Source organism: Actinophytocola sp., assembly GCF_035942955.1.
Classification (GTDB): Bacteria; Actinomycetota; Actinomycetes; order Mycobacteriales; family Pseudonocardiaceae; genus DASYTH01.
Map to the genome: position 1 here is coordinate 17,442 of NZ_DASZCQ010000082.1, position 23,089 is coordinate 40,530.

General features: G+C 70.8%; 26 protein-coding genes and 1 pseudogene. 16 read left to right on the forward strand and 11 right to left on the reverse strand.

Annotated elements, in window-relative coordinates; translation table 11 throughout:
• The 11 genes from VGX25_RS08810 to VGX25_RS08860 all read left to right on the forward strand — a co-directional run bounded on the left by VGX25_RS08810 (position 1) and on the right by VGX25_RS08860 (position 8,856).
• Positions 1 to 1,533 (forward strand): bifunctional uroporphyrinogen-III C-methyltransferase/uroporphyrinogen-III synthase, encoded by a 1,533-nt coding sequence (locus tag VGX25_RS08810; RefSeq protein ID WP_326917135.1) that lies wholly within the window; start codon positions 1 to 3, stop codon positions 1,531 to 1,533.
• Between the two features lie 69 nt (positions 1,534 to 1,602).
• Positions 1,603 to 2,580, forward strand: a complete 978-nt coding sequence (gene hemB / locus VGX25_RS08815; RefSeq protein WP_326917136.1) for a porphobilinogen synthase — start codon at positions 1,603 to 1,605, stop codon at positions 2,578 to 2,580.
• Between the two features lie 24 nt (positions 2,581 to 2,604).
• A complete protein-coding gene (locus VGX25_RS08820) occupies positions 2,605 to 3,135 on the forward strand; it encodes a hypothetical protein (RefSeq protein ID WP_326917137.1) in 531 nt (176 codons plus the stop codon).
• Entirely contained in the window at positions 3,132 to 3,563 is a 432-nt protein-coding gene (locus VGX25_RS08825) for a hypothetical protein (protein ID WP_326917138.1), read from the forward strand. The genes VGX25_RS08820 and VGX25_RS08825 overlap by 4 nt, the downstream gene beginning before the upstream one ends.
• Positions 3,564 to 3,572: 9 nt before the next feature.
• Entirely contained in the window at positions 3,573 to 4,058 is a 486-nt protein-coding gene (locus VGX25_RS08830; RefSeq protein WP_326917139.1) for a hypothetical protein, read from the forward strand.
• A gap of 34 nt (positions 4,059 to 4,092) precedes the next feature.
• Complete coding sequence (locus VGX25_RS08835; RefSeq protein ID WP_326917140.1) at positions 4,093 to 4,635, forward strand: hypothetical protein; 543 nt, start codon at positions 4,093 to 4,095, stop codon at positions 4,633 to 4,635.
• A gap of 73 nt (positions 4,636 to 4,708) precedes the next feature.
• Positions 4,709 to 5,086, forward strand: coding sequence for a hypothetical protein (locus VGX25_RS08840; RefSeq protein ID WP_326917141.1), 378 nt, complete (start codon positions 4,709 to 4,711; stop codon positions 5,084 to 5,086).
• A 167-nt stretch (positions 5,087 to 5,253) separates the two neighbouring features.
• Positions 5,254 to 6,420: an efflux RND transporter periplasmic adaptor subunit gene (locus tag VGX25_RS08845; protein WP_326917142.1), complete on the forward strand. Its 1,167-nt coding sequence runs from the start codon at positions 5,254 to 5,256 to the stop codon at positions 6,418 to 6,420.
• Positions 6,417 to 7,115, forward strand: a complete 699-nt coding sequence (locus VGX25_RS08850; protein ID WP_326917143.1) for an ABC transporter ATP-binding protein — start codon at positions 6,417 to 6,419, stop codon at positions 7,113 to 7,115. The genes VGX25_RS08845 and VGX25_RS08850 overlap by 4 nt, the downstream gene beginning before the upstream one ends.
• 24 nt (positions 7,116 to 7,139) lie before the next feature.
• Positions 7,140 to 8,342: an ABC transporter permease gene (locus tag VGX25_RS08855; RefSeq protein WP_326917144.1), complete on the forward strand. Its 1,203-nt coding sequence runs from the start codon at positions 7,140 to 7,142 to the stop codon at positions 8,340 to 8,342.
• A gap of 10 nt (positions 8,343 to 8,352) precedes the next feature.
• Positions 8,353 to 8,856: a DUF5666 domain-containing protein gene (locus VGX25_RS08860; protein WP_326917145.1), complete on the forward strand. Its 504-nt coding sequence runs from the start codon at positions 8,353 to 8,355 to the stop codon at positions 8,854 to 8,856.
• Positions 8,857 to 8,859: 3 nt separating this feature from the next.
• On the opposite strand, the gene VGX25_RS08865 is transcribed toward VGX25_RS08860, so the two are convergent.
• From VGX25_RS08865 to VGX25_RS35620, 3 genes and pseudogenes are all read right to left on the reverse strand, one after another.
• A complete protein-coding gene (locus tag VGX25_RS08865) occupies positions 8,860 to 9,891 on the reverse strand; it encodes an alpha/beta hydrolase (RefSeq protein WP_326917146.1) in 1,032 nt (343 codons plus the stop codon).
• A 48-nt stretch (positions 9,892 to 9,939) separates the two neighbouring features.
• Positions 9,940 to 10,626, reverse strand: coding sequence for a demethylmenaquinone methyltransferase (locus VGX25_RS08870; RefSeq protein WP_326917147.1), 687 nt, complete (start codon positions 10,624 to 10,626; stop codon positions 9,940 to 9,942).
• A 163-nt stretch (positions 10,627 to 10,789) separates the two neighbouring features.
• Positions 10,790 to 11,062: pseudogene (locus tag VGX25_RS35620) on the reverse strand (alpha-(1-2)-phosphatidylinositol mannosyltransferase); the annotation flags it as partial.
• Between the two features lie 317 nt (positions 11,063 to 11,379).
• Here VGX25_RS35620 and VGX25_RS08880 point away from each other — a divergent pair.
• Positions 11,380 to 12,213, forward strand: a complete 834-nt coding sequence (locus tag VGX25_RS08880; protein WP_326917148.1) for an inositol monophosphatase — start codon at positions 11,380 to 11,382, stop codon at positions 12,211 to 12,213.
• Here VGX25_RS08880 and VGX25_RS08885 read toward each other — a convergent pair whose 3' ends face one another.
• On the reverse strand, positions 12,214 to 13,026 hold the full coding sequence (locus VGX25_RS08885) for an isocitrate lyase/phosphoenolpyruvate mutase family protein (RefSeq protein WP_326917149.1): 813 nt from the start codon (positions 13,024 to 13,026) through the stop codon (positions 12,214 to 12,216).
• A gap of 108 nt (positions 13,027 to 13,134) precedes the next feature.
• On the opposite strand from VGX25_RS08885, the gene VGX25_RS08890 reads away from it, so the two are divergent.
• Both VGX25_RS08890 and VGX25_RS08895 read left to right on the forward strand, forming a co-directional pair.
• Positions 13,135 to 14,112, forward strand: coding sequence for a LysR family transcriptional regulator (locus VGX25_RS08890; RefSeq protein ID WP_326917150.1), 978 nt, complete (start codon positions 13,135 to 13,137; stop codon positions 14,110 to 14,112).
• 40 nt (positions 14,113 to 14,152) lie between these two features.
• On the forward strand, positions 14,153 to 15,265 hold the full coding sequence (locus VGX25_RS08895) for a hypothetical protein (protein ID WP_326917151.1): 1,113 nt from the start codon (positions 14,153 to 14,155) through the stop codon (positions 15,263 to 15,265).
• Here the strand turns inward: VGX25_RS08895 and paaE are convergent.
• The 7 genes from paaE to VGX25_RS08930 form a co-directional block, all read right to left on the reverse strand.
• The gene (gene paaE / locus VGX25_RS08900) at positions 15,262 to 16,326 is read right to left on the reverse strand and encodes a 1,2-phenylacetyl-CoA epoxidase subunit PaaE (RefSeq protein WP_326917152.1); all 1,065 of its coding nucleotides are present in this window, start codon (positions 16,324 to 16,326) and stop codon (positions 15,262 to 15,264) included. The two genes, VGX25_RS08895 and paaE, sit on opposite strands and share 4 nt — an antisense overlap.
• 2 nt (positions 16,327 to 16,328) lie before the next feature.
• Complete coding sequence (gene paaD, locus VGX25_RS08905; RefSeq protein WP_326917159.1) at positions 16,329 to 16,838, reverse strand: 1,2-phenylacetyl-CoA epoxidase subunit PaaD; 510 nt, start codon at positions 16,836 to 16,838, stop codon at positions 16,329 to 16,331.
• Entirely contained in the window at positions 16,832 to 17,731 is a 900-nt protein-coding gene (gene paaC, locus VGX25_RS08910; protein ID WP_326917153.1) for a 1,2-phenylacetyl-CoA epoxidase subunit PaaC, read from the reverse strand. Before paaC ends, paaD begins: the two co-directional genes overlap by 7 nt.
• 70 nt (positions 17,732 to 17,801) lie before the next feature.
• Positions 17,802 to 18,089 carry a 1,2-phenylacetyl-CoA epoxidase subunit PaaB gene (paaB, locus tag VGX25_RS08915; protein WP_326917154.1) on the reverse strand — a complete coding sequence of 96 codons (288 nt, stop codon included), beginning with the start codon at positions 18,087 to 18,089 and terminating at the stop codon, positions 17,802 to 17,804.
• The gene (gene paaA, locus VGX25_RS08920; protein ID WP_414635736.1) at positions 18,086 to 19,024 is read right to left on the reverse strand and encodes a 1,2-phenylacetyl-CoA epoxidase subunit PaaA; all 939 of its coding nucleotides are present in this window, start codon (positions 19,022 to 19,024) and stop codon (positions 18,086 to 18,088) included. The genes paaB and paaA overlap by 4 nt, the downstream gene beginning before the upstream one ends.
• Positions 19,025 to 19,066: 42 nt before the next feature.
• A complete protein-coding gene (locus tag VGX25_RS08925) occupies positions 19,067 to 19,492 on the reverse strand; it encodes a DUF3592 domain-containing protein (protein ID WP_326917155.1) in 426 nt (141 codons plus the stop codon).
• Positions 19,493 to 19,569: 77 nt separating this feature from the next.
• Positions 19,570 to 21,099: a M1 family metallopeptidase gene (locus VGX25_RS08930; protein WP_326917156.1), complete on the reverse strand. Its 1,530-nt coding sequence runs from the start codon at positions 21,097 to 21,099 to the stop codon at positions 19,570 to 19,572.
• A gap of 92 nt (positions 21,100 to 21,191) precedes the next feature.
• Between VGX25_RS08930 and VGX25_RS08935 the strand changes: the two genes are divergently transcribed.
• Positions 21,192 to 21,641 (forward strand): hypothetical protein, encoded by a 450-nt coding sequence (locus tag VGX25_RS08935; RefSeq protein WP_326917157.1) that lies wholly within the window; start codon positions 21,192 to 21,194, stop codon positions 21,639 to 21,641.
• Positions 21,638 to 23,089 (forward strand): tetratricopeptide repeat protein (locus tag VGX25_RS08940; protein WP_326917161.1); only part of this gene is annotated, 1,452 nt, incomplete at its 3' end. The genes VGX25_RS08935 and VGX25_RS08940, both read left to right, overlap by 4 nt.

Below are 23,089 nucleotides of genomic sequence, written 5' to 3' on the forward strand. Positions count from 1 at the left end.
ATGACCACCCGTGTACGTAAGAGCCCTGGGCGCGTCGCGTTCGTCGGCTCCGGCCCCGGTGACGCCGCGCTGCTCACCGTGCGGGCCGCCGGCCTGCTCGAGCGCGCCGAGCTCGTGGTGACCGACCCGGACGTGCCGGCCGGCGTGCTGGCCACCGCCGCGGCCGACGCCGAGGTGCGCCCGGCCGTCGGCGAGCCGGCCGACGTGGCCAAGGACCTGGTGAACGAGGCCAAGGCGGGCCGGCTCGTGGTCCGCCTCGTGGCCGGGGACCCGCTCACCCACTCCGGGATCGTGGCCGAGGCGCAGGCCGTGGCGCGGACCAGCGCGACGTTCGAGATCGTCCCCGGGGTGCCGGCCGGCACCGCGGTGCCGGCGTACGCCGGCATCGCGCTCGGCGCCACGCACACCGAGGTCGACGTGCGCGGCGACGTGGACTGGAAGGGCCTGGCCGGAGCGCCCGGCCCGATCGTGCTGAACGCCACCGCGACGCACCTGGCCGAGGCGGCCTCCGCGCTGGTCGAGGCCGGCATGGCGGCGCAGACGCCGGTCGCGGTCACCGCCGACGGCACCGGCGCCGCGCAGCGCACCGTCGACACCACGCTGGCCTCGCTGGCCGCCGACGCCGGCGAGATCACCGGCCCGCTCGTGGTGACCGTGGGCCAGGTGGCGGCGGCGCGGTCGAAGCTGTCCTGGTGGGAGTCGCGCGCGCTGTACGGCTGGCGGGTGCTGGTGCCGCGGACCAAGGACCAGGCCGGCGAGATGAGCGAGCGGTTGCGGCTGCACGGCGCGATCCCGTCGGAGGTGCCGACGATCTCCGTGGAGCCGCCGCGCAGCCCGGCGCAGATGGAGCGCGCGGTCAAGGGGCTTGTCGACGGGCGCTACCAGTGGCTGGTGTTCACCTCCACCAACGCGGTGCGCGCGGTGTGGGAGAAGTTCGCCGAGTTCGGCCTTGACGCGCGGGCGTTCTCCGGCGTGAAGATCGCCTGCGTCGGTGAGGCCACCGCCGACCGGGTGCGCTCGTTCGGGATCATGCCGGAGCTGGTGCCGTCCGGCGAGCAGTCCAGCGAGGGCCTGCTGGAGGAGTTCCCGCCGTACGACGACATCCTCGACCCGGTGGAGCGGGTTCTGTTGCCGCGCGCCGACATCGCCACCGAGACGCTGGCCGCCGGCCTGCGCGAGCGGGGCTGGGAGATCGACGACGTGACCGCGTACCGCACGGTGCGGGCCGCGCCGCCGCCGGCCGAGACCCGAGAGATGATCAAGACCGGCGGGTTCGACGCGGTGTGCTTCACGTCCTCCTCGACCGTGCGCAACCTCGTTGGCATCGCGGGAAAGCCGCACACCCGGACGCTGGTCGCGTGCATCGGCCCGAAGACCGCCGAGACCGCGCGGGAGTTCGGGCTGCGGGTGGACGTCCAGCCCGAGCACGCCAACGTGCCGTCCCTTGTGGACGCTCTGGCCGAGCACGCGGCCCGGCTGCGCGCCGAGGGTGCGCTCCCGCCGCCCCGCAAGACCAAGCGCGCCCGCAGGTAAGCCGTCGTGAGTCTGTTGTGGGGTTATGGCACCACAAAGGACTCACGACACCTCACCGGGAGGTTCGCCATGTTCCCCACCCACCGGCCGCGGAGGCTGCGGCGGACCCCGGCGCTGCGCCGGCTGGTCACCGAGACCACCGTCGCGCCGCACCAGCTCGTGCTTCCCATGTTCGTCAAGGAAGGCGCCACCGAGCCGGTCCCGATCTCGAGCATGCCCGGGGTCGTCCAGCACACCAGGGACAGCCTGCGCAAGGCCGCGCACGAGGCGGTGGCGGCCGGCGTCGGCGGCCTGATGATCTTCGGGGTGCCGGTGAGCAAGGACGCGGTCGGCTCCGGCGGGGTCGACCCCGAGGGCGTGCTCAACGTCGCCCTGCGCGACCTGCGCGGTGACCTCGGCGACGACACCGTGCTGATGTCGGACCTGTGCCTCGACGAGTTCACCGACCACGGCCACTGCGGGGTTGTGGACGCCGACGGCAACGTCGACAACGACGCCACGCTGCGGGTGTACGGCGAGATGGCCGTGGCCCAGGCCGACGCAGGCGCGCACCTGCTCGGCCCGAGCGGGATGATGGACGGCCAGGTCGGCGCGATCCGCGAGGCGCTGGACGCGGCCGGCCACCTCGACACCGGGATCCTGGCCTACTCGGCCAAGTACGCCTCGGCGTTCTACGGCCCGTTCCGCGAGGCCGTCGACTCCTCGCTGACCGGCGACCGCAAGACGTACCAGCAGGATCCGGCCAACGTGCGGGAGGCGCTCCGGGAGGTCCGGCTGGACCTCGACGAGGGCGCGGACATCGTCATGGTCAAGCCGGCGATGAGCTACCTCGACGTGCTCCGCGCGGTCAGCGAGATCTCCGACGTTCCCGTTGCGGCGTACCAGATCTCCGGCGAATACTCGATGATCGAGGCGGCCGCGGCGCATGGCTGGCTGGACCGCCGCCGGGCAATTCTGGAAACCCTCACCTCGATCCGGCGGGCCGGCGCGGACATCGTGCTGACCTACTGGGCAACCGAGGCCGCGGGCTGGTTGCGAGCAGGGTGATTCGTGGAGGTACGGTGCCAAACCGTGACCGTGCCGCCGGAGGAGCCGCCCGACGAGACGCCGCGGAAGAAGGAGCGTCCGGTGATGCCGACCGCCGACGAGGCGGCGGCCGAGGCGCGCCCGGCGGACGAGCGGCCGGTGGCGATGCGGTACGCGATCGTCATGTGGGTGATCGCCGGAGTCGTCGCCGTGGTCAACGGGATCGATCTGCTGCTGAGAAAGCAGCAGCTGGTCGACGCGTGGACCCGGGCCAAGGATCCGGGTGTCACCAACGAGCAGGTGGAGCGGGGCGCGACCACGCTGCTGTGGATGTTCCTGGTGGGCGCGGTGGTCTTCGCCGTGCTGTTCGCGCTGTTCGCCTACAAGGCCCGGGACGGCGTGCGCCGGGCGCGGATCATGCTGACCGTGCTGTGCGTGGTCACGGTGGCGTTCTACGTCACGATCCTGCGGACGCCGTTCGGCCTGCTGACGGCGATGCTCGCCGTGGCCGCCACGGTGTTGCTGTACCTGCCGTCCTCGAACCGGTTCTTTGCGCCGCGTGACCTGCCCATATGACCGAGCGGGCGCTGTTCGCCGAGCCGGGGTCGAGCCGGTGGCCGGTGCTGTGGGGTCCGGCGTTCGCGGCGGCCGGCGCCGGGGTCGAGGCGCTCGGCGGACGCGTGCACACCGTCGCGTGGATCCTGGTGGGGCTCGGTCTCGCCGGCGTCGCCGCGCTGTGGGTCAACGCCCGGCGCCGGCTGCTGTGCGTCCGGGTCACCCCGGATGCGCTCGTCCAGGGTCAGGAAAGCCTTGCGGTGCAACGCATCGCAAGGGTTGACGAGGCCGATCCCCCGGCCGGGGCCCGGGTGCTGGGCGGTGGGTGGACGGTGCCGCGCAGGTTCACCGGCGTCGGCCTGCGGCTCGACGACGGGTCCGCGGTCGTGGCCTGGGCCAGGGACGGCGACGGGCTGCGTGCCGCACTGCGGGATGTCATCTCGGGTTGAATGGATTGCGTGGCTTCCCTCGATCGGCGTCGACCCGTCCGGCCGAAGGCGATCGACACCGCGTTCCTGTTCACCGTCACGGGAACCGTGCTCGGTTCGATCGGGACCGTCCTTACCACACTCGTGGACCGGGCGCGGATGGCCGCCATGGTCCGGGATGCGCTGTCCCGGTCGGGTGAGCCGTACACCGAGGCGGACGTGCTGGCCATGATCGGCCCGTTCCGGATCGCCGGCGCGATCACGATCGCCGCCGGCGCCGGGATGCTGGTGCTGCTTGCGGTCAAGGTGCGCGCCGGCCGCAACTGGGCGCGGCTGCTGCTGGCCGTGCTCGTCCTGGTCGGCGTGTTCGACTTCGCCGGCGCGGTGGCCGCGGAGGGCGCCGCGCTTGTGCTCATCTGGCACCTGGCCGCCGTCGCGTTCGGCGTCGCCGCGGTGGTCTACCTGTTCCGGGCGGAATCCTCGACGTACTTCGCGCGGCGTCGAGAGAGTCGTTGAGTGCGGGCCGTGTGCACGCGGTAGCGTCTTGGCCATGACAACGCCAAGTGACCCGGGCGAGCCTGGCCAACCTGGCCAGCAGCCCTACGAACCGATGCCGGCCGCGCCGGCGGTCAACGAGCAGCAGGAGCTCGCGGGCCCGGCCGTCGCCCGGCCGAAGCCGGTGGACAACTCGTTCGTGCTGTGGCTGATCGGCGCCGGGCTGTACCTCGTGTTCGTCATCCTGGGCACCGCGACCGGATCCACCCGCGAGGGCCTCGAGCGCTCGTTCGGCCGGCCTCCGACGGACGCCGAGGTGAACACCGCCAAGATCTTCGGCCTGGTGATCGGCCTGGCCATGATCGGGCTGTTCGTGCTGTTCGCCTTCATGATGCGGGCCGGGCGGAACTGGGCTCGGATCACGCTCACCGTGCTCGGCGGGATCAGCATCGTGCTCAACCTGTTCGGGATCCGCTCGGCCGGTGCGCTGAACCTGATCATCACGCTGGTGCTGGTCGTGCTGGTCGCGGCGGCCATATACCTGATGTACCGCCCGGAGTCGAACAACTACTTCAGCGCGGGCAGGGTTCGCCAGTGAGTTGCCGTGAAGGGCGCCTTCGTCACGCCACGTTCGATGAAGGCGTCCTTCATCGCATGAGAGGCTGTACGGCGTGAGCGCACCGTCCGTCGCCGAGGAGCCCGAGGCCGATTTCGCCGTCCCGCCCCTGCGCGGCGGGCTGCACCGCCCGGTGCGGGCGCTGGTCGCGCTGGCCGAGCTGATCGGCGCGGCGGTCGCGATCTTGCTGGCGTTCCTGTGCTGGCATCGGGGGGTGACCCCGGTGACCCTGGTGCTCGACGACGGCACCCGGCTCGAGGCCGTGCGCAACCACGGCGGCTGGCTGGCCCTGGGGATCGTGCTGGGCACCGTGGCCGCGCTGCTCGTGCTCGACGCCGGGCGCCAGGTCGTGCTGGCCGTCCGGGCCCGCCCCCGGCGCCCCCGCGCCACGCCGGCCCCCGACGCCGAGCCGGCTGTGCCCAATTCAATGTGAGGGCCGGGCGGGAAGCACTACTCTGCATTGCCGGCAGGCGGTTGCGTGCCACCGATTCCTCGGGCGGGCCTCCGGCCAGCCCTCGGAACCGGTAGGCCCGCACACGCCCAGCTAACTCCCAGGTTCCTCCAAGCCAATCCGCACACCCGCTCGACAGCATGTGCCGCATGCGTCGCAACGGGCGGATTCTCGCGATCAACGGCGTCCTCGTGCTCGCGCTCGCCGCGGCGGGCTGGGGCGCGTACGTGTTCCTCTGGCCGAGCGGCACGAGCAACGCCGCGTCACAGGCCCGCGCCGTCCCGGTCTCCCGGACCACGGTGGTCGAGACCGTGTCCGCGGCGGGAACGGTGGACAGCGCGTACGGCGCCGACGTGAACTTCGGCACCGCCGGCACGGTCGCCTCGATCGACGTCAAGGTGGGCGACGCGGTCGCGGCCGGGCAGCAACTGGCCACACTGGACTCCGCGGAGGCCAAGGCGAAGGTCAAGGCCGCACAGTCCAGTTTGGACGCCGCGGAGGAGGACCTGGCCGACTTCGACGACTCCACCGATACGCCGGCCGGCTCCGGCGGTCAGACGCAGACCGAGACCTCGTTGCGGGCCAAGGTCGACCAGGCGGAGCTGACGCTGCAGCAGGCCAAGGACGACCTGGCGGCCACCGTGCTCACCGCGCCGGGCGCCGGGACGGTCACCGCGGTCAACGGCGGGGTCGGGCAGCGGGTCGGCGGCTCGACCGGGGCGTCCGGGTCGGATACCTCGAGCGGCGCCGACGCCTTCATCGTGCTCACCGACCTGACCAACCTGCTGGTGAAGGCGAAGCTCGCGGAGATCGACGTCAGCAAGGTCAAGGCCGGGCAGGAGGCCACGGTCACCGTCAACGCCCTGCCGGACTCCCCGATCCGGGCCACGGTCGGCGCGGTCGACCTGACCCCGACCACCACCAACAACATCGTCCAGTTCGGTGTCTCCCTGACGATGGCGCAACCGCCCGCCGGGTTGCGGCCGGGGCAGTCGGCCAGTGTGGCGATCACCGTGGCGAAGGCCGAGGACGCGCTCGCGGTGCCGTCGGCCGCGCTGCGCACCGCGGGCGGCCAGAGCACCGTGACCGTGCTCAGCGGCGGCCGGGAGGAGACCCGGCCGGTACAGGTCGGCGTGCGCAGCGAGGCCCTTGCGCAGATCACGTCGGGTCTGGCCGAGGGCGAGGAGGTCGTGCTGAGCGTGCCGAGCACGACGTCCGGCGGCTCGGGCGGGTTGACCGGGCGGCAGGGCGGTGGCGGTGGCGGCGTGGCGCCCGGCGGCGGTGGCGTCCTGATCCCGGGGGGTGGCGGCCGATGAGACCGGTCATCGAGGTCGCCGGACTGCGCAAGACCTACGGCTCCGGCCCGACCGCGGTGCACGCCCTGCGCGGGCTCGATCTGACCGTGTCGACCGGTGACTACCTGGCGATCATGGGCGCGTCCGGTTCGGGGAAGTCCACGCTGCTGAACCTGATCGGCTGCCTCGACGTGCCCACCGAGGGACGCTACCGGCTGGACGGGATCGACGTCGGCTCGCTCAACGAGCGGCAGCTCTCCCTGCTGCGCAACCGGAAGATCGGGTTCGTCTTCCAGTCCTACAACCTGGTACCGCGGACCACCGCGCTGTCCAATGTGGAGCTTCCGCTGGTGTACGCGGGGGTCGGCCGGCGGGAGCGCAGGGAGCGCGCGCTGGCCGCGCTGGAGCTGGTCGGGCTGACCGACCGGGCCGGCCACCGGCCGACCGAGCTGTCCGGCGGTCAGCAGCAACGGGTCGCGGTCGCCCGCGCCCTGGTCAACTCGCCGGCGATCGTGCTGGCCGACGAGCCGACCGGAAACCTCGACAGCGCAAGCACATCCGACATGCTGGCGGTGTTCGACCGGCTCAACGCGCTCGGCCGCACGATCGTGGTGATCACCCACGAGGACGAGGTGACCCGGCATGCCGCGCGGGTCGTCCGGGTCAGCGACGGCCGGATCGTGTCCGACACGTACAGCGCGTGGGCGGTGCGATGACGCTCACGCGAGCGGAGCGAGCAAATGGCCACTGAGATCCTTCGATTTGCTCTTCGCGGCCTTGCCGCCAACAAGCTGCGCTCCGCGCTGACCACGCTCGGCATCACGATCGGCGTCGGCGCGGTGATCCTGCTGCTCGCCGTGGGCAGCGGGGCGTCGGCCGCCGTCGAGCGGAGCATCGCCGGCCTCGGCACCAACGTGCTCACGGTCACCCGCCTTGCCGGGCCCGGCAACGCGGGCAACACCGCACGGCCGCTGACCGTCGAGGACGCCAAGGCCCTCGTCGATCCGGTGGGCGCCCCCGACGTCCTCGCCGCGTCGCCGGTCGTCACGACCTCGGTCACCGCGGTCAACGCCGACGCCACGCACACCATCCCCCAGTTCACCGGCACCTACCCGACCTTCTTCGAGACCACCAACAGCCCGGTGTCGGCCGGCGCGCCGTTCACCGAGGACGACGTCACCAAGGCCCGCCGGGTCGTGGTGCTCGGTGCCACCGCCGCCGAGCAGCTGTTCGGCGCCGCCGACCCGATCGGGCAGCCGGTTCTGGTCAACAGCATCCAGTTCACCGTCGTCGGCGTGCTCGCCCCCAAGGGCGCCACCGGTTTGCAGAACGCCGACGACAGCGCCGTCGCCCCGCTGACCGCGGTGCAGAACTCGGTCACCGGCTACGGGCAGCTCAACCAGATCGTGGTCCAGGCCAGGTCGGCCGACGCGATCTCCGCGGCGCAGGCCGAGATCACCGCGATCCTCGACGCGCGGCACCGGATCGCCGCCGGGGCGCTGCCCGATTACCGGATCCTCAACCCGTCCCAGCTGCTGGCCGCCCGCACCGAGACCACCCAGACGTTCACCGTCCTGCTCGCCGCCGTGGCCGCGATCTCCTTGCTGGTCGGCGGAATCGGCGTCACCAACATCATGCTCGTCACCGTCACCGAACGGATCCGCGAGATCGGCATCCGGAAGGCCATCGGCGCCACCCGCTCGGCCATCCTCGGCCAGTTCCTTGCCGAGGCAACACTTCTGAGCCTCTTCGGCGGCCTGCTCGGCGTCGCCGTCGGGGTGATCGGCAGCCAGTTCCGGGTGGTCGGCATCGCCCCGGTCGTGGTACCCGCCTCGATCCCCCTTGCCTTCGGCGTGTCCGCGTTGATCGGCCTGTTCTTCGGCAGCTACCCGGCCAGCCGCGCCGCGGCCATGCGCCCCATCGAAGCCCTCCGCCACGAGTGAGGAGAACCCCATGTCCGACCTGCCGCCACCCGTCCAGCCCGTCCCGCCAGCCGAGCCCGGCCAACCCGACCTGGCGGCCGAGCTGCGGAAGGCGAAGCGTCCGGTCAACAAGCTCACCATGGGCCTGGCCGGCGCCGTCCTGATCGGCGGCGCGTTCTTCGGCGGCATCGCCACCCACGCCGCCGTCGCCGACGAGCCCCAGCCCACCGCGAACCCCAACCGCCCCGGCCTCGGCCGGTTCGGCGGCCAGGGCGGCAACGGTCAGGGCCAGCTTGCCCGTGGCACCGCCGGGACCATCGACCGCATCGAGGGTTCCACGATCTACGTCAAGACCCCGGACGGCCGCGAGGTCAAGGTGTCCACTTCGGACTCCACCCAGGTGCGGATCAGCCAGGAGGGCAAGCTGTCCGACCTCGAGAAGGGCGACACGATCATCGTTCAGGGTCAGGCCGGCGGTGACGGCACCGTCACCGCCGACCAGATCAACGAGCAGCCCCTGCGGACCACCGGATGATTGCTACACCGGCGGCGCGACCGTCCTGGCCCAGTTGATCATTGCCCAGTACATCGCCGGGGCGTTGGTGTGGAGATAGGAATGCCCGCCGCCGGACACCGTCACCGCGTCCACCTTCGGCGAGCCGGTGAAATACGGCCTCTCAAGGGCGAGCACATTGGCTTTGGTGCAGGTCAGCCCGTCCGGCGGACCGCAGGCGAGGTTGTCGAACTCGCCAAGGGTGATCAGCACGGGCACGCGAATCCGCTGGGTCGGCGATTGCGCGGGCGGCATGAGGGTCAGTCCGACGGACTCGTTCACCTCCGCTTCGGTGAGCGTGCCGGTCGTGGCCTCGTCCTGAGCGATCACGGCCGGATCGGCCATGCTCGTCCGGTAGAAAAGATCATCCTTTTTGCCCGGGATCGTCGTGAAGTACCCGGGGGGACTCGCCGGCTGCACGCTGTTCTTGATCAGGTCCAACCAGGACTGCTTGAGGTAGTGGACATCGGCGGCGAAGATGTAGGCGTTGATATCGTTGTACCGGCCGCCGTAGTCCCACCCGTGTATCGCGCCCATGCTGTGGCCGACCCACACGACCTTCTGGAAGGCAATGCCGCCAACGGTTCCGGCGCGCAGCGCCGTTACCACACCGTGCAGCGCCGTGGTGCCGGCCGAGATGGTGACCTGGTCGGCCGGCGGATGGCTGCTCGCGCCGTGGCCGATCCGGTCGACGGCCAGGGTGGCGTATCCGGCTTCGACCGCGGGACTGACATAGGAATACACGTCCGGGTTCTGCTGCCAGTCCCACATGCCGCGCTTGTAGGTCGCGCCGTGGACGAGAAGTTGTACGACGCGGGGGGTTTGCCAGTCCGGGCGGCACAGTTGCCCGACGATATTGAGATCCGGCGGTCCGGTGCCGACACTCGACACGGGAATGTTCACCGTCGAACAAATCCTGGCGGTGGTGGTGGCATTGGCCGGCACGACGCACAGGGCGGCGAGAACCGGCGCAACACAAAGGACGGCTAATCGTCTCAATCGGTTCAGTCTGACCATGGTTGCGGGACGCTACCGGTGGCACGTCGCGGGATGGCAAGTATTTGGCTACGGGTTGGTGGCGCGGTGCAGGGCGACCGCGCCGAAGGTGAGGGCCAGCCATTCCACGTCGCGCCAGCCCGCCTCGGCGATCAGCTTGGCGAGCGTGCGCTGGTCGTGCCAGTCGCGCATGGACTCGGCGAGGTAGCGGTATGCGGCCGGGTTGGACGAGAACGGGCGGGTGATCAGCGGCAGCACGCGCAGCACGGTGTTGTGGTAGAGCCACCGGATCGGGCGCAGGCGCGGTTGGGAAACCTCGCACACGACGAGCCGCCCGCCGCTGCGCACCACGCGGGCCATCTCGCGCAGCGCGGCGACCGTGTCGTTCATGTTGCGCAGGCCGAAGGAGACCGTCACCGCGTCGAACGCGCCGTCGTGGAACGGCAGGTGGAACGCGTCGGCCGCGACCTTGGGAACGTCGCGGTGGGCGCCGCCGCGCAGCATGCCGAGCGAGAAGTCGGCGGCGACGCACCAGGCGCCGGATCGGGCGTACTCGACGGTGGACACCGCGGTGCCCGCGGCGAGGTCGAGCACCTTCTCGCCGGGTCCCGCGTCGAGCACCTGGCGGGTGACCTCGCGCCACCGGCGGTCGAACCCGAGCGTCATCACCGAGTTCGTCCGGTCGTAGCCCTTGGCCACGCGATCGAACATCGAGGCGATGTCGTGCGGGTCCTTGTCCAAGCCGGCGCGGGACATGGGCGCAGCCTATCGGTGCACGTCCAGCATCCCGCGCACGGACTCGGACCAGTCGAACTCCTCCGCCCTGGCCCTGGCCGCGGCCCGGCGGTCGGGCTCGGGCACGGACAGCAGCCGCCGCGCGGCCCCGCCGCACGATCTCGCGCAGCGCCGACGACGCGGACGCCGCCACGGGCGTGCCGGACGCCGGCGCCTCAAGCGCCGCGAGCCCGAACGTCTCATGTGGACCGGGCACCGGCGACACGTCGGCGGTGGCCGGCAGCCGGCCACGTCGGCCCTGGTGCCGACGAAGCCGAGGAACGTCACGGGCAGGCCGGCGGCGCGGCGCCGCCATCCGCGGCCCGTCCCCGGCCACCACGAGCCGCACCCGGTCGCCGGCCGCGTGCGGCTCGGTGGCGGTGTCGACGCCGCGCTCGGCATGCTTCTCCGGGAGCAGACGTCCACAATGGACTAAAGCCGAGCCGTCCGGCCGCCCACAGGCCGCCGGCGCCCAGCACGAACGGTGCGGCCAGGTGCACCACGCCCGGCGCGAACTCGGCCAACGCGGTGTGCATCTTCGGGGTGGGCACGCCGGTCGGCAGTGAGGTGATCACCGGTAGATCGACGGCCCTGACGATGGCGACGCGCACGCCCCGACCATGGCATCGCGCCGGGTGCCGCAAAAGCCCTGTTCGCAAGCGTTGGCTGAGCGCTACGCTGCAGGTCATCTGCCGGTCGGGCAACGGACATCAGCCGGGCTCACGCTAGGTCGGCATGACGCTCTTGTCCTCCCGCCCGCGCGGACCGGTCGAGCCCGGCCTGCTGTCCAGGGCGCTCGAGGTCGCCGGCCGGCTCGCCAACGACGCCACCGAGGTGATCACCGCGACCGCCGGCCGTGGGGCCCGGCCGGGGGTCAAGGACTCGCCGTTCGACTGGGTCACCGACACCGACCGCACGCTGGAGCGGCACACTCGCCGGGTGCTCACCGCCGAGTTTCCCGGCATTCCCGTCGTGGGCGAGGAGTTCGGCGCCGACCACGGCGCCGAGGACGCCGAGTACCGCTGGGTGGTCGATCCGGTCGACGGCACCGCCAACTACGTCGCCGGAGTCCCCTGGTGCGCCTACAGCCTCGCCCTCGTCGACGCCGCCGGCCCGGTCGTCGGCGTGGTCGCCGATCCCTACCGCGGCCAGATCTACGCCGCGGCCCGCGGCCGGGGCGCCCGCGCCAACGGCGTCCGCGTCGCGCTGACCGACCGGACCTCGTGCGCCGGGGCCATCGTGTGCACCGAGCTCACCCGCACCGGCCCCTGGCCCGGCCTCGGCCACTTCATCGAGCGCGCCGCCGCGGCGCACGCCGGGGTGCGGGTGCTGGGTTCGGCCGCCCTGGCCATCGCCCAGGTGGCGTTGGGCCACGCCGCAGCCGCCGTTCTGCACAGCTACCACGAGTGGGACGTCGCCGGCTCCGTCGCCCTCGCCATCGAAACCGGCGCCGTGGTCCTCGACCGGCACGGCGAGGACTCCGCGCTACCCGTCGACGGCCTCCTGGTCGCCGCCCCCGGCGTCGCCGACGAGGTGCTCACCTGGTGGCAGGACACCGCGCACCGCTGATCATTGCTGGAATGCCCGGTACAGCTCGGAGATCGGGATCAGGTCGGTCACGAACCCGAACCGGCCCGCGCGCATCTGCCGCGCTCCATCCATAAAGGACTTCAGGGCGAGCCGGGAGAGCGCGCCGCCGATGCTCACCCGGCGCACCCCGATCTCGGCCAGCTGCTCCAGCGTGATCGACGGATCGGCGAAGCCCATCACGACGTTGACCGGCTTGCCCACCGCCGAGACCACCGTGCGCATCTCGTCCAGGGTACGAAGTCCCGGTGCGTACAGCACGTCGGCCCCGGCCTCCTCGAACGCCTGCAGGCGCCGGATCGTGTCGCCCAGATCGCCGACGCCGTACAGCAGGTTCTCCGCCCGTGCGGTGAGCACGAAGGGAACGGGCAGCGCGCGGGCCGTCTCCACCGCCGCGCGCACCCGGTCGACCGACAGCCCGAAGTCGTAGATCGGCGCGCCGCGGTCAGCCGTACAGTCCTCAATGGACGCGCCGACGGCGCCAGCCGTGTAGGCCAGCTCGATCATCTTCGCCGCGTCGGCAGGGTCGTCGGCGAAGCCGTTCTCCAGATCGGCGTTGACCGGCAGCGGGGTCGCGTCGTTGATGGCCCGGCAGTTGTCCAGGATCTCCTGACGGCTGGCGCGGGTGCGGCCGACCAGGTTGGCCACGCCCAGGCTCGTGGTCGCCAAGGCGTCGAAGCCGAGGCCGGCCAGCAGCCGGGCCGTTCCGGCGTCCCAGGGATTCGGAAGCAGGAAGGGCTCCGGTCGTTCGTGCAGGGCGCGGAAACGCGCGGCTTTCGTTGCCTGGTCGGTCATCGGACGGATCCTCCCGGTACGGCGCACCTGATGGGCTCAACTGTGCCGGGCCGGTATCCATCATGCAAATGCATAGTACTTCTAGCTACCATCAGGAATACTGATGACATGACGCTCGACGAGATCGAGGCCTTCGTCTGCATCGCCGAGGTGGGCGGATTCACCGAGGCGTCGCGGCGGCTGCACCGTTCCCAGCCCGCGATCAGCCGGCGGATACACGAGTTGGAGCACTCCCTCGACGCGGTGCTGTTCGAGCGGGTCGGGCGCCGGGTGGCGCTCACCGATGCGGGACGCGCCCTGCTTCCGCACGGGGAGGCCGCGCTCGCCGCGATCCGCGACGGTGAGCGGGCCGTCCGGGACCGGGCCGGCCAGACCCGCGGCCTGACCCTCCGCCTGGCCATCGTCGGAACACTGGCCGATTCCCATATCGTCGACGCGCTGCGCGCGTTCACGTCCCGGTTCACCGAGGTCTCGGTGGATCTGCGCACCGCGACCAGCCGCGAGGTGAGCGCGCTCGTTCGCAGCGGCGAGGCCGATCTCGGCCTGCGCTACCACCCCGATCCCGATCCCAAGCTGGAGACGATCCCGATCGGCGAGGAGAAGCTCTACGTCGTGGTGCCGGCCGCGCACCGGATCAGCGCCCACCGACTGCCGGACCTGCGCCCGCTGCAGGACGAGAAGTGGCTCGGCTTCCCGGCCGAGCCCGGCCGGGAGGGCTCCTTCCGTAACCTCCTCGAACGCCAACTGACCGGATCCGGCATCGCGAATCCCTCGATCACCACCGTCGACAGCCTCACCGCCCAGAAACGACTCGTCGAGGCCGGACTCGGCGTCGCCCTCATGCCGGTCAGCAGCATTCGCGAGGAGCTGCGCCTCGGCAGCCTGCGCATCATCGAGGTGCCCAGCATGAATGCCCGCATCCCGGTCGTCGCCGTCCGCCGCGTCACCGGCTACCAAACCCAAGCGGCGGCTGACTTTCTGAAAATCCTGGCCGACCACATCCCGGCGCTCTACCATCGGACAAATGGCACGGCGTCGGGCGAAAAACCGCCGCGGGCGGGATCGCGCACCAAGGGACGTCGTTGAACGAGGGTTTCTGCGGCGTTATGCCACGCAGATCGGAATCGTGCTGTCCGTGCTGGCCCTCGTCGCGGGCGCCATCGCACTGTGGCCAGCATTTGTCAGCAATCGGGTACTCCAGAATCCGATCTTGCAGGTGGCCGGGCTCACCATTACCACGAAGAAGGATGTCGAGGCGACCGGTCACGGCCTTCCCGGCGAAGGGACGGACAAGTACAACACTACGGTTCCGGCCGTCTCGATGGCGCTGCGAAACTCGGGCGAGGAGCCTGCTCTGATCAACCGGGTCCGGCTGAGCATCGATCGGGTGTGGATATTCAACGGCTGCTCGGGGGGCGGTCCCGGGTACGCGACGATCGCATATGACTTCGTGCTCCCGGGTGATCTCGACACCGCTGGCAAGCCGGTCGTCCTCGAGAAACAGATCCAGTTCAAGGTGGACGGAAAATCTCTCGACTTCCTTGCGATCACCGCCGGCCCGGAAGCCATTGGCGAAGCGCAGTGGCCGTTGATCCTTGCGGGCGCCGTGGAGTTGGTGCAGGACAACGGGGAATCGATCAGGACCGAGCCGTTCGTGCTCATGGACGGCGAGATCGATTGGATCGTCGAGGACGCGGCTTACCACGTGAACAACGATCCGGACGGCGGGTTCTACGACCCGGAATGTGTCGGCGAGAACATGCGCATGCTCGAGGAGGCCCTCGCGGCGCCGGGACAGAAATCGCCGGTCATTAGCGAGTTCCACGACCGGCTGGCACGGTTGGGATTCCGGGCGACCGGCGGGTCACCGACCAGCACGACGAATTCGGTGCCGGGCGACGAGGCGTCCGATACCTGGATCGCGCTGCTGGCCTCGCTGCCGCGGTCCACCTCGGCCGCCGACGTGGAGCGGAACCGGGCCACAATCGCGGCGGAGACCGGGCTCGACGTGCGTGTGCTGGACAGCTCGGACTTCGCCTCCTTAACCCCCGGATACTGGGTCATCTACCACCCGGGTCACTTCGCGGACGGCCACCGGGCGCTCGACAAGTGCCGCGAGATCGGCCGCACGTCGGACCAGTCGTGCGCCGGGCGTTACCTGAGCCACGTCGAGCAACACCGCAACCTGGTGTGCCGGTTCGCCGATCGCCCCGACGCGGCGCACTGCTCGCGCCCTTAGGCGTCGTAGTCGACGGTGACCTGGGCGGTGAGCGGAAGCCCCTGGCAGGTGAGGACGAAGCCCTCGGCCAGCTCGCGCGGCTCGAGGGCGTAGTTGCGGCGCATCTCCACGGTGCCGTCGACCACCTTGGCGCGGCAGGTGCCGCATACGCCGCCCTTGCAGGCGAACGGCAAGTCGGAGCGGACGCGCTGGGCGGCGTCGAGGATCGGGGTGTCGGCGGGCAGGGTGAGGGTGGTCCGCTTGCCGTCCAGGATGACCGTCACCTCCGCGGTCGGTCCGTCTACTTCGGACTCGTCGACCCGCTTGGGCGGCGGGGGCGGCTCGTCGACGTAGAAAAGCTCGCGGTGGATGCGCTCGGCGGAGACGCCGCGGCCGGTGAGCACCCGCTCGGCGTCCTGGACCAGACCGTACGGACCGCACAGCCACCAGTGGTCCACATCGGACGCCGGGACGATGGTGTCGAGCAGGGTGCCGAGGCGGTCGGCGTCGAGCCGCCCGGAGAACAGCTCGACGTCGCGTGGCTCGCGGGACAGGACGTGCACCAGCTGCAGGCGGTCCGGGTAGCGGTCCTTGAGATCGGCCAGCTCCTCGGCGAACATCACGGTGTCGGTGCGGCGGTTGCCGTACAGCAGGGTGACCTTGCTGTCCGAATCGGACTCGAGCACGGTGCTCACGATGGACAGCACCGGAGTGATCCCGGACCCGGCGGCGATCAGGCAGTGGTGGGCGGGCCCGTCCAGGGGTGGGGTGAACTTTCCCAGCGGTGGCAGCACTTCCAGCGTGTCACCCGGCGCGAGCGAGTCGACGAGGGGGGCGGAGAACAGGCCGCCCTCGACGCGGCGCACGCCGATTCGCGGGGCGCGTCCCGCCGCGGCGCAGATGGAGTACGACCGGCGTTCCTCGACGCCCTCGACATCCTGGCGCAGGGTCAGGTACTGCCCGGCGCGGAAGACGAACACGTCGGCGAGCTCGGGCGGCACGTCCAGGGTGATCGCGACGGCATCGTCGCACAGCCGCTCCACCTTGGCCACCCGCAAGCGGTGAAACGCCGGCCTGGCCACGATCAGTGCTCCTTCATGTGCTCGAACGGCTCGCGGCAGTCCTCGCAGCGGCGCAGCGCCTTGCAGGCGGTGGAGGAGAACCGGGACAGCTCGCGCGTGCGCGGCGAGCCGCAGCGCGGGCACGGCACCCGGGCGGCCGGCGGGGTCAGGGTGAGCGGCACCGGCCCCGGCCGCCTCGGCCCGACCCGGTCCGGCGGGGCGATCCCGTGCTCGGCGAGCTTGCGGCGACCCTCGGCGCTGATCCAGTCGGTGGTCCAGGCGGGGCGCAGCACCGTGCGCACCTCGACGTCCGGGTAGCCGGCCTCGATCAGCCGCGCCCGCAGGTCCGCGCGCATCTCGTCCAGCGCGGGGCAGCCCGAGTAGGTCGGCGTGATCGTCACGACCACGCGCCCGTCCCCGGCCACCAGGACGTCGCGCAGCACCCCGAGGTCGGCCAGCGTCAGCATGGGCAGCTCGGGGTCGGGCACCTCCTCGGCGACCCGGCGCACGGCGAGCGGGGCGGCGGTCACCAGGTGGCCCCCGGGAGCGAGCGGGCCAGGTGCTGCAGCTCGGCGAGCAGGAAGCCCATCGCCTCGGTGTGGACGCCGTCTCGGCCGGCGCGGCCGGCGACCGGAGCCATGCCGGGGACGTCCGGACGGTCGAGGTCGGCGGCGGACAGGACCTCGTCGAGCACACCGTCTACTTCGGACCTCAGGGTGGCCGGGTCGACGGCGACGCCGGCGGCGGCGAGGCGGAGCTCGATGTCGTGCGGGGTGAAGAGCTCCTCGACGAGGGGCCAGACGGTGCGCAGGCCGGTGATCATGCGGTCGCGGGAGTAGTCGGTGCCGCCGGCCAGGCGCAGGGTCCACTGGGCGGCGTGGTCGCGGTGGTACGCCAGCTCCTTGACGCCCTTGGCGGCGACCGCGGCGAGGACCGGGTCGCGGGAGGTGCCGAGGCGGTCGAGGAGGGCAAGGCGCCAGGAGGAGAAGACCAGCAGGCGGGCGATCGTGGTGGCGAAGTCGCCGCCGGGGCCGGGGCCGCAGTCGAGCTCGACCAGGCGCACGTTGCGGAACTCGGGCTCGTCGCGGAGGTAGGCGAGGGCGTCCTCGTCGCGGCCGGCACCCTCGACCTCGCCGGCCCGGGTGAGCAGCATCCTGGCCTGGCCCAACAGGTCCAGCGCGATGTTGGCCAGGGCGACGTCCTCCTCGAGCTCGGGGGCCCTTGAGCACCACTCGGCGAGGCGCTGGGACAGGATCAGCGCGTCGTCGCCGAGCATGAGGCAGTACGCGGTCAGGTCGGCACGGTCCACACCGGACGGAATCGTACGATCCACTCCGGACAGCGGGTCGTCGAAGCCGGTGCCGAACGCCCAGTGTCGCTCGTCGTTCGACTCGGTGATGGCCTCGTAGGCGTTGTCGAAGCTCACGCCGTCCCCTCGCAGGCTCGGTGACGCCGCTCGCGGGCGCCCTGTGTCGATGATTCGCTCGCCAGCTCGCTCATAGATGCGGCACGTCCTCGGGGATGGCGTAGAACGTGGGGTGGCGGTACACCTTGTCGCCGCTGGGAGCGAAGAACGGGTCCTTCTCGTCCGGGCTGGACGCGGTGATGGCGGCGGCCGGGACGACCCAGATGCTCACGCCCTCGTTGCGTCGGGTGTAGAGGTCGCGGGCGTTGCGCAGCGCCATCTCCGGGTCGGGGGCGTGCAGCGAGCCGACGTGCACGTGGTTGAGGCCGCGCTTGCTGCGGACGAACACCTCGTACAGCGGCCAGGACGAGCGGGTCATGCCACACCCTCCGAAGTAGACTGACGAGCCGCGTAGGCGGCGGCCGCCTCGCGAACCCACGCGCCGGTGTCGTGCGCGGCCTTGCGGTGCGCGATGCGCTGGGCGTTGCACGGGCCGTGGCCGCCGACCACCTGCCAGAACTCGTCCCAGTCGATCTCGCCGAAGTCGTAGTGGCCGCGCTCGGGGTTCCAGGCGATCTCCGGATCGGGCAGCGTGACGCCGAGCTTCTCGGCCTGCGGCACGGTCATGTCCACGAAGCGCTGGCGCAGCTCGTCGTTGGTGTGCCGCTTGATCCGCCAGGCCATGGACTGCTCGGTGTTGGCCGATGCCTTGTCGGGTGGGCCGAACATCATCAGCGACGGCCACCACCACCGGTTGGTCGCGTCCTGCACCATGCGGCGCTGCGCCTCGGTGCCGCGCATCATGGTCATCAGCAGCTCGTAGCCCTGGCGCTGGTGGAACGACTCCTCCTTGCAGATCCTGATCATCGCGCGGGCGTAGGGGCCGTAGGAGGTGCGGCACAGCGGCACCTGGTTGCAGATCGCCGCGCCGTCCACCAGCCAGCCGATCACGCCGACGTCGGCGAAGGTGAGCGTGGGGTAGTTGAAGATCGAGGAGTACTTCTGCCGGCCCTCGATCAGCCTGGTCGTCAGGTCCTCGCGGTCCGCGCCGAGGGTCTCGGTGGCCGCGTACAGGTACAGCCCGTGACCGGCCTCGTCCTGCACCTTGGCGAGCAGGATGGCCTTGCGGCGCAGCGAGGGCGCGCGGCTGATCCAGTTGCCCTCCGGCTGCATGCCGATGATCTCCGAGTGGGCGTGCTGGGCGATCTGCCGGATCAGCGTCCTGCGGTACGCCTCCGGCATCCAGTCCCGCGGCTCGATGCGCTGCTCGGCGGCCACCACCCGCTCGAACTCGCGCTCCAGGTCCTCTTCCACACCACTGATGTTACACCTGAGCGCTGGAATCGCGGTCGAGTGTTACACACCGTCCGGCCTGCGGCGCAGCCACCACACCACGGGCAGCAGCACGGCCCAGGCCAGGAGCACCGTGGTGCCGACGGGCAGCAGCATGAGCAGGGTGCCGCGGCCGGCCACCCGGACCAGCTCGGGGTTGCGCAGGTCGTACTCGACCTGCACGGTCTGCCCCTCCTCGAGCGCCTCCGGGTAGAGCACGCCGACCGACGGGATGTGCTCGGCGCCGTCCGGCGTCTGGAACCGGACCAGGGTTCGCTGGAAGGACACCGACACGACCTCGGCGTTGGCCCGGCCGGTGTGCCCGTCGATCTTGGCGTCCTCGGTCCACCCGGCGATGATCAGCAGCAGCCCCAGCCCGGTGAGCAACCCGCCGAGCGCGAGCACGACCCGGACCGCGATCCGCCGCACCCGCACCTGGGTCACCGCCACTCCGGTGAGCCTAATGCGACGAAGGCCGCCTTCGTCGCGCTGGGCGTGACGAGGGCGGCCTTCATCGCATTCGCGGCTCAGTGGTGCGTAGCCGCGAGCACCTCGTGCGTCTCCTTGATCTTCCGGTAGGACTTCGGCTCGGCGGTGGCCGCCGCGGCCACCCGAGCGGTGGCGCCCACGACCTCGTTCGGACCGGTGGCGGGCTTGCCAGGGGTGAACACCCAGGTCTCGAACAGCTCGTCGAGCTGCTGCCCGGAGATCTTCTCCGACAGCGCGACCAGGTCGGCGGTCGTGACGTTGCCGAACAGGTTCTCGGCCGTCCAGGCCCGCACGATCTCGAAGAACGCGTCGTCGCCCACGGCGGTCCGCAGCGCCTGCAGGGTCATGCCGCCGCGGTCGTAGACCGAGTCGTGGAACTGGTTCTCCGGGCCGGGATCGGCCGGGACGACCTGCCAGAACTCGTCGTCTGCCGGGATCGAGTCGTAGGTGAACTGGGCGAGCTCGGCGGGCGTGCCCTCGCCGAGGTACTCCGACCACAGGTACTCCGCGTACGTCGCGAAGCCCTCGTTGAGCCAGATGTCGGTCCAGCCCTGCACACCGATCACGTCGCCGTACCACTGGTGCGCCATCTCGTGCGCGACGACGTAGGTGTTGGATCCACGGCGGAAGAACAGGCCGTCGTACACCGGCCTGGTCTGGGTCTCCAGCGCGAAGCCAAGCTCGCCGTTGTTGGTGACGACGCCGCCCTGCGCCTCGACCGGGTACGGCCCGAAGATCGTCTCCTCGAACTCGACGACCTCCGGGGTGCGCTCCACGCTCGCCCGCGCCGGCTCGAGGTTCGCCCCGAGATCGTTGGCGTACGCGGTGATGAACGGCTGGCCGTTCGGCGCGGTCTGGAACCTCAAGTCGTCGTACTGGCCGACGACGAAGAACGTGTTGTACGTGTTCTGCGGCTTGGCGCTGCGCCAGTTCCACCGTACCCAGCCGTTGATCTGCTGCTGCCGGCTGATCAGCACGCCGTTGGACAGCACCTCGAGCCCCTCGGGCGCCGCGACCGACACGTCGAAGGTGGCGGTGTCCAGCGGGTGGTTGTTGCTCGGGTACCACCACGTCGCGATGTGCGGCTGGTCCACCGCGATCGCCCCGGTCGCGGTCCGCTTCCAGGCCTGGTACCCGTAGAGCGTGTAGTCGGGGTTGGACGGAACGTCGCTGTACCGCACCACGATCGTCAGGTTCTGCCCCCGCCGCAGCGTCTGCGTCGGCGTGACCGTCAGCTCACCCTCCCCCGTGGACTCGAACCTCGCCGGCGCGTTGTTCACCCGCACCGAGCTGGTCTTGAGCAGAAAGTCCAGGTTGAACGCCGACAGATCCTGCGTCGCCTTGGCCAGGATCGTCGTCGTCCCCGACACGAGATCGTTGCTCGGGTCGTAGCTCAACCTGATGTCGTAGTGCGACACGTCATACCCGCCGTTGCCGTCATGCGGGTAGTAGTCGTCGCCGATCCCGGACGCCCCCGGCGCCCCCGCCGCACTGGCCGTCGTCGTGAACAGCACGCCGGCCACCACCGCCGCCGTGCCACTGAGCATGAGTCTTGTTCGCACTCGCATGCCCGGCAACCCTGCCACTTGCCTCTACCCGCCACTACCAACGTTTAGCGGGTATTGCGAAACGTTTCGGACAAGTGACCGATAATGTACGCATGGTGACCGGACTCGAGGTGGCGGTGGGTTTCCTCATCGCCTGGTTTGCCCGAAAAGCGGGCAAAGCCTGGAAACGCATCGACGGCCTGACCGACGACGCCATGGACGCCGGCCTCGACAAGCTGCACGACGTGGTCATGTCCAAGCTCGCCGGCGACTCCGCGCTCCAGCAACTGGAAGCCGAAGCCACCTCCACCGGCGAAGCCGGCACCCGCACCCAGGCCCGCGTGCGCCTGGCCCTCGAAGAGGCCGCCGAGCAGGACCCGACCTTCGCCGCCGACCTCGAAGCCGCGCTGACCACGCTGCAGGTCTCCGCCGGCCACCACGGCGTCGCCATCGGCCGCGACGTCCGCGCCGACAGCGGCATCGCCATCGTCGCCCCCGGCGGCACGGTGTCGGTGGGGCGGCCGGACCCTCCCGAGCCGGGCGGGCGGTCTCCCCGCACATAGCCGGCCTCACCACCGTCGTCGGGCGCGAACACGAACTCCGAGACCTCCGCGCCGCCTTCCACTCCACCAACGTCCAAGTGCTGTCCGGCATGGGCGGCGTAGGAAAGACCAGCCTCGCCCGCGCCTACGCCCAACGCCACCTCGCCGACTACGGCATCGTCTGGTGGATCCGCTCAGAAGACCCCTCCGCCATCGACGCGGAGTTCCGTTCCCTGCTGGAAATCCTGCTCCCACCCGGCGAGGCCGCCCAGGTCACCAACGCCCGCACCACCGCGTTCGCCCTACTCGCCCGCGAGCACCGCCCCTGGCTGCTGATCCTCGACAACGTCCCCGACGCCGCCTCGGCCCAGGGCCTCCTCCCACCCGCCGGCAACGGCCACATCCTGATCACCACTCGAGCCACCGCGTGGTTCCACCAGACAACCGTTCAGCCCCTGGACACCCACGCGGCCGTCGAGCTGCTCACCACCCAGTCCGGTGACTTCGATCGCACGGCCGCCGAAACCCTCGCCGAGGAACTGGGCGGCCTGCCGCTGGCCTTGACCCAGGCTGCAGGATTCGTCCGTGCCAACGCTCTTGACCTGGCCACCTACCTCAGGCTGTACCGCGATCGCGGCGCCGAACTACACCTGGAGGGCCGCCCGGCCGACTACCCGCACACCGTGGCCACAACCTGGCAACTGGCCATGGACCGCCTTACCGAGAAGACGCGGGAATTGTTGAACCTGATCGCCTTCTACGCCCCCGACGCCATTCCCGTGCATCTGCTGCTGCACTCATGGGACGAGCTGGCCCGCCACCGCGTGATCGGCGAACTGCACTCCTACGGCCTTGTCACGCCGGCGGGCACCGGCAAGATCACCGCCCATCATCTCATCCAGGCCGTCACCCGCAATCGCCTCCATGCCAATTCGAGCCTGCCCGACTGGGCGGACCGGGCCCGCGAGCTCGTCATGTCCACCATGCCCAAGGAGCTGACGACTTCTGACGGACTCGCCATCTGGAACCTGATGCGCACGCACCTCCACGCGCTGCTCGATCATCTTCCGCCCGAGCACGCCGACACCTTCACCGTGTGGCACCACGTGGCGGCCTGGACCGGGCAGGCGGGGGACAGGGCGCGGGCACGGGACCTGTTTGCGGAGTTGCTGCCGGTTCGGGAGCGCGTGCTGGGCGCCGAGCATCCCGACACTCTGTCCACTCGGCACTGCGTGGCATTCTGGACCGGGCACGCGGGAGACAGGGCGCGGGCACGGGACCTGTTTGCGGAGTTGCTACCAATTCGGGAGCGCGTGCTGGGCGCCGAGCACCCGGTCACGCTGATCACCTTGGGCAACCTGGCGCAAATGACGGGAATGGCGGGGGATGAGGCGGGGGCGCGGGACCTGTTCGCCAAGTTGCTGCCAATTCAGGAGCGGGTGCTCGGCGCCGAGCACCCCGACACTATG

Excerpts from the sequence above, each read along its gene's own strand:
- VGX25_RS08845 (WP_326917142.1), top strand. The coding sequence starts at position 5,254 with ATGCGTCGCAACGGGCGGATTCTCGCGATCAACGGCGTCCTCGTGCTC.
- paaB (WP_326917154.1), bottom strand. The coding sequence starts at position 18,089 with ATGACCCGCTCGTCCTGGCCGCTGTACGAGGTGTTCGTCCGCAGCAAG.
- VGX25_RS08935 (WP_326917157.1), top strand. The coding sequence starts at position 21,192 with ATGGTGACCGGACTCGAGGTGGCGGTGGGTTTCCTCATCGCCTGGTTT.
- VGX25_RS08865 (WP_326917146.1), bottom strand. The coding sequence starts at position 9,891 with ATGGTCAGACTGAACCGATTGAGACGATTAGCCGTCCTTTGTGTTGCG.
- VGX25_RS08810 (WP_326917135.1), top strand. The coding sequence starts at position 1 with ATGACCACCCGTGTACGTAAGAGCCCTGGGCGCGTCGCGTTCGTCGGC.
- VGX25_RS08860 (WP_326917145.1), top strand. The coding sequence starts at position 8,353 with ATGTCCGACCTGCCGCCACCCGTCCAGCCCGTCCCGCCAGCCGAGCCC.
- VGX25_RS08850 (WP_326917143.1), top strand. The coding sequence starts at position 6,417 with ATGAGACCGGTCATCGAGGTCGCCGGACTGCGCAAGACCTACGGCTCC.
- VGX25_RS08825 (WP_326917138.1), top strand. The coding sequence starts at position 3,132 with ATGACCGAGCGGGCGCTGTTCGCCGAGCCGGGGTCGAGCCGGTGGCCG.
- VGX25_RS08880 (WP_326917148.1), top strand. The coding sequence starts at position 11,380 with ATGACGCTCTTGTCCTCCCGCCCGCGCGGACCGGTCGAGCCCGGCCTG.
- hemB (WP_326917136.1), top strand. The coding sequence starts at position 1,603 with ATGTTCCCCACCCACCGGCCGCGGAGGCTGCGGCGGACCCCGGCGCTG.
- VGX25_RS08885 (WP_326917149.1), bottom strand. The coding sequence starts at position 13,026 with ATGACCGACCAGGCAACGAAAGCCGCGCGTTTCCGCGCCCTGCACGAA.
- VGX25_RS08835 (WP_326917140.1), top strand. The coding sequence starts at position 4,093 with ATGACAACGCCAAGTGACCCGGGCGAGCCTGGCCAACCTGGCCAGCAG.
- VGX25_RS08930 (WP_326917156.1), bottom strand. The coding sequence starts at position 21,099 with ATGCGAGTGCGAACAAGACTCATGCTCAGTGGCACGGCGGCGGTGGTG.
- VGX25_RS08890 (WP_326917150.1), top strand. The coding sequence starts at position 13,135 with ATGACGCTCGACGAGATCGAGGCCTTCGTCTGCATCGCCGAGGTGGGC.
- VGX25_RS08855 (WP_326917144.1), top strand. The coding sequence starts at position 7,140 with ATGGCCACTGAGATCCTTCGATTTGCTCTTCGCGGCCTTGCCGCCAAC.
- VGX25_RS08870 (WP_326917147.1), bottom strand. The coding sequence starts at position 10,626 with ATGTCCCGCGCCGGCTTGGACAAGGACCCGCACGACATCGCCTCGATG.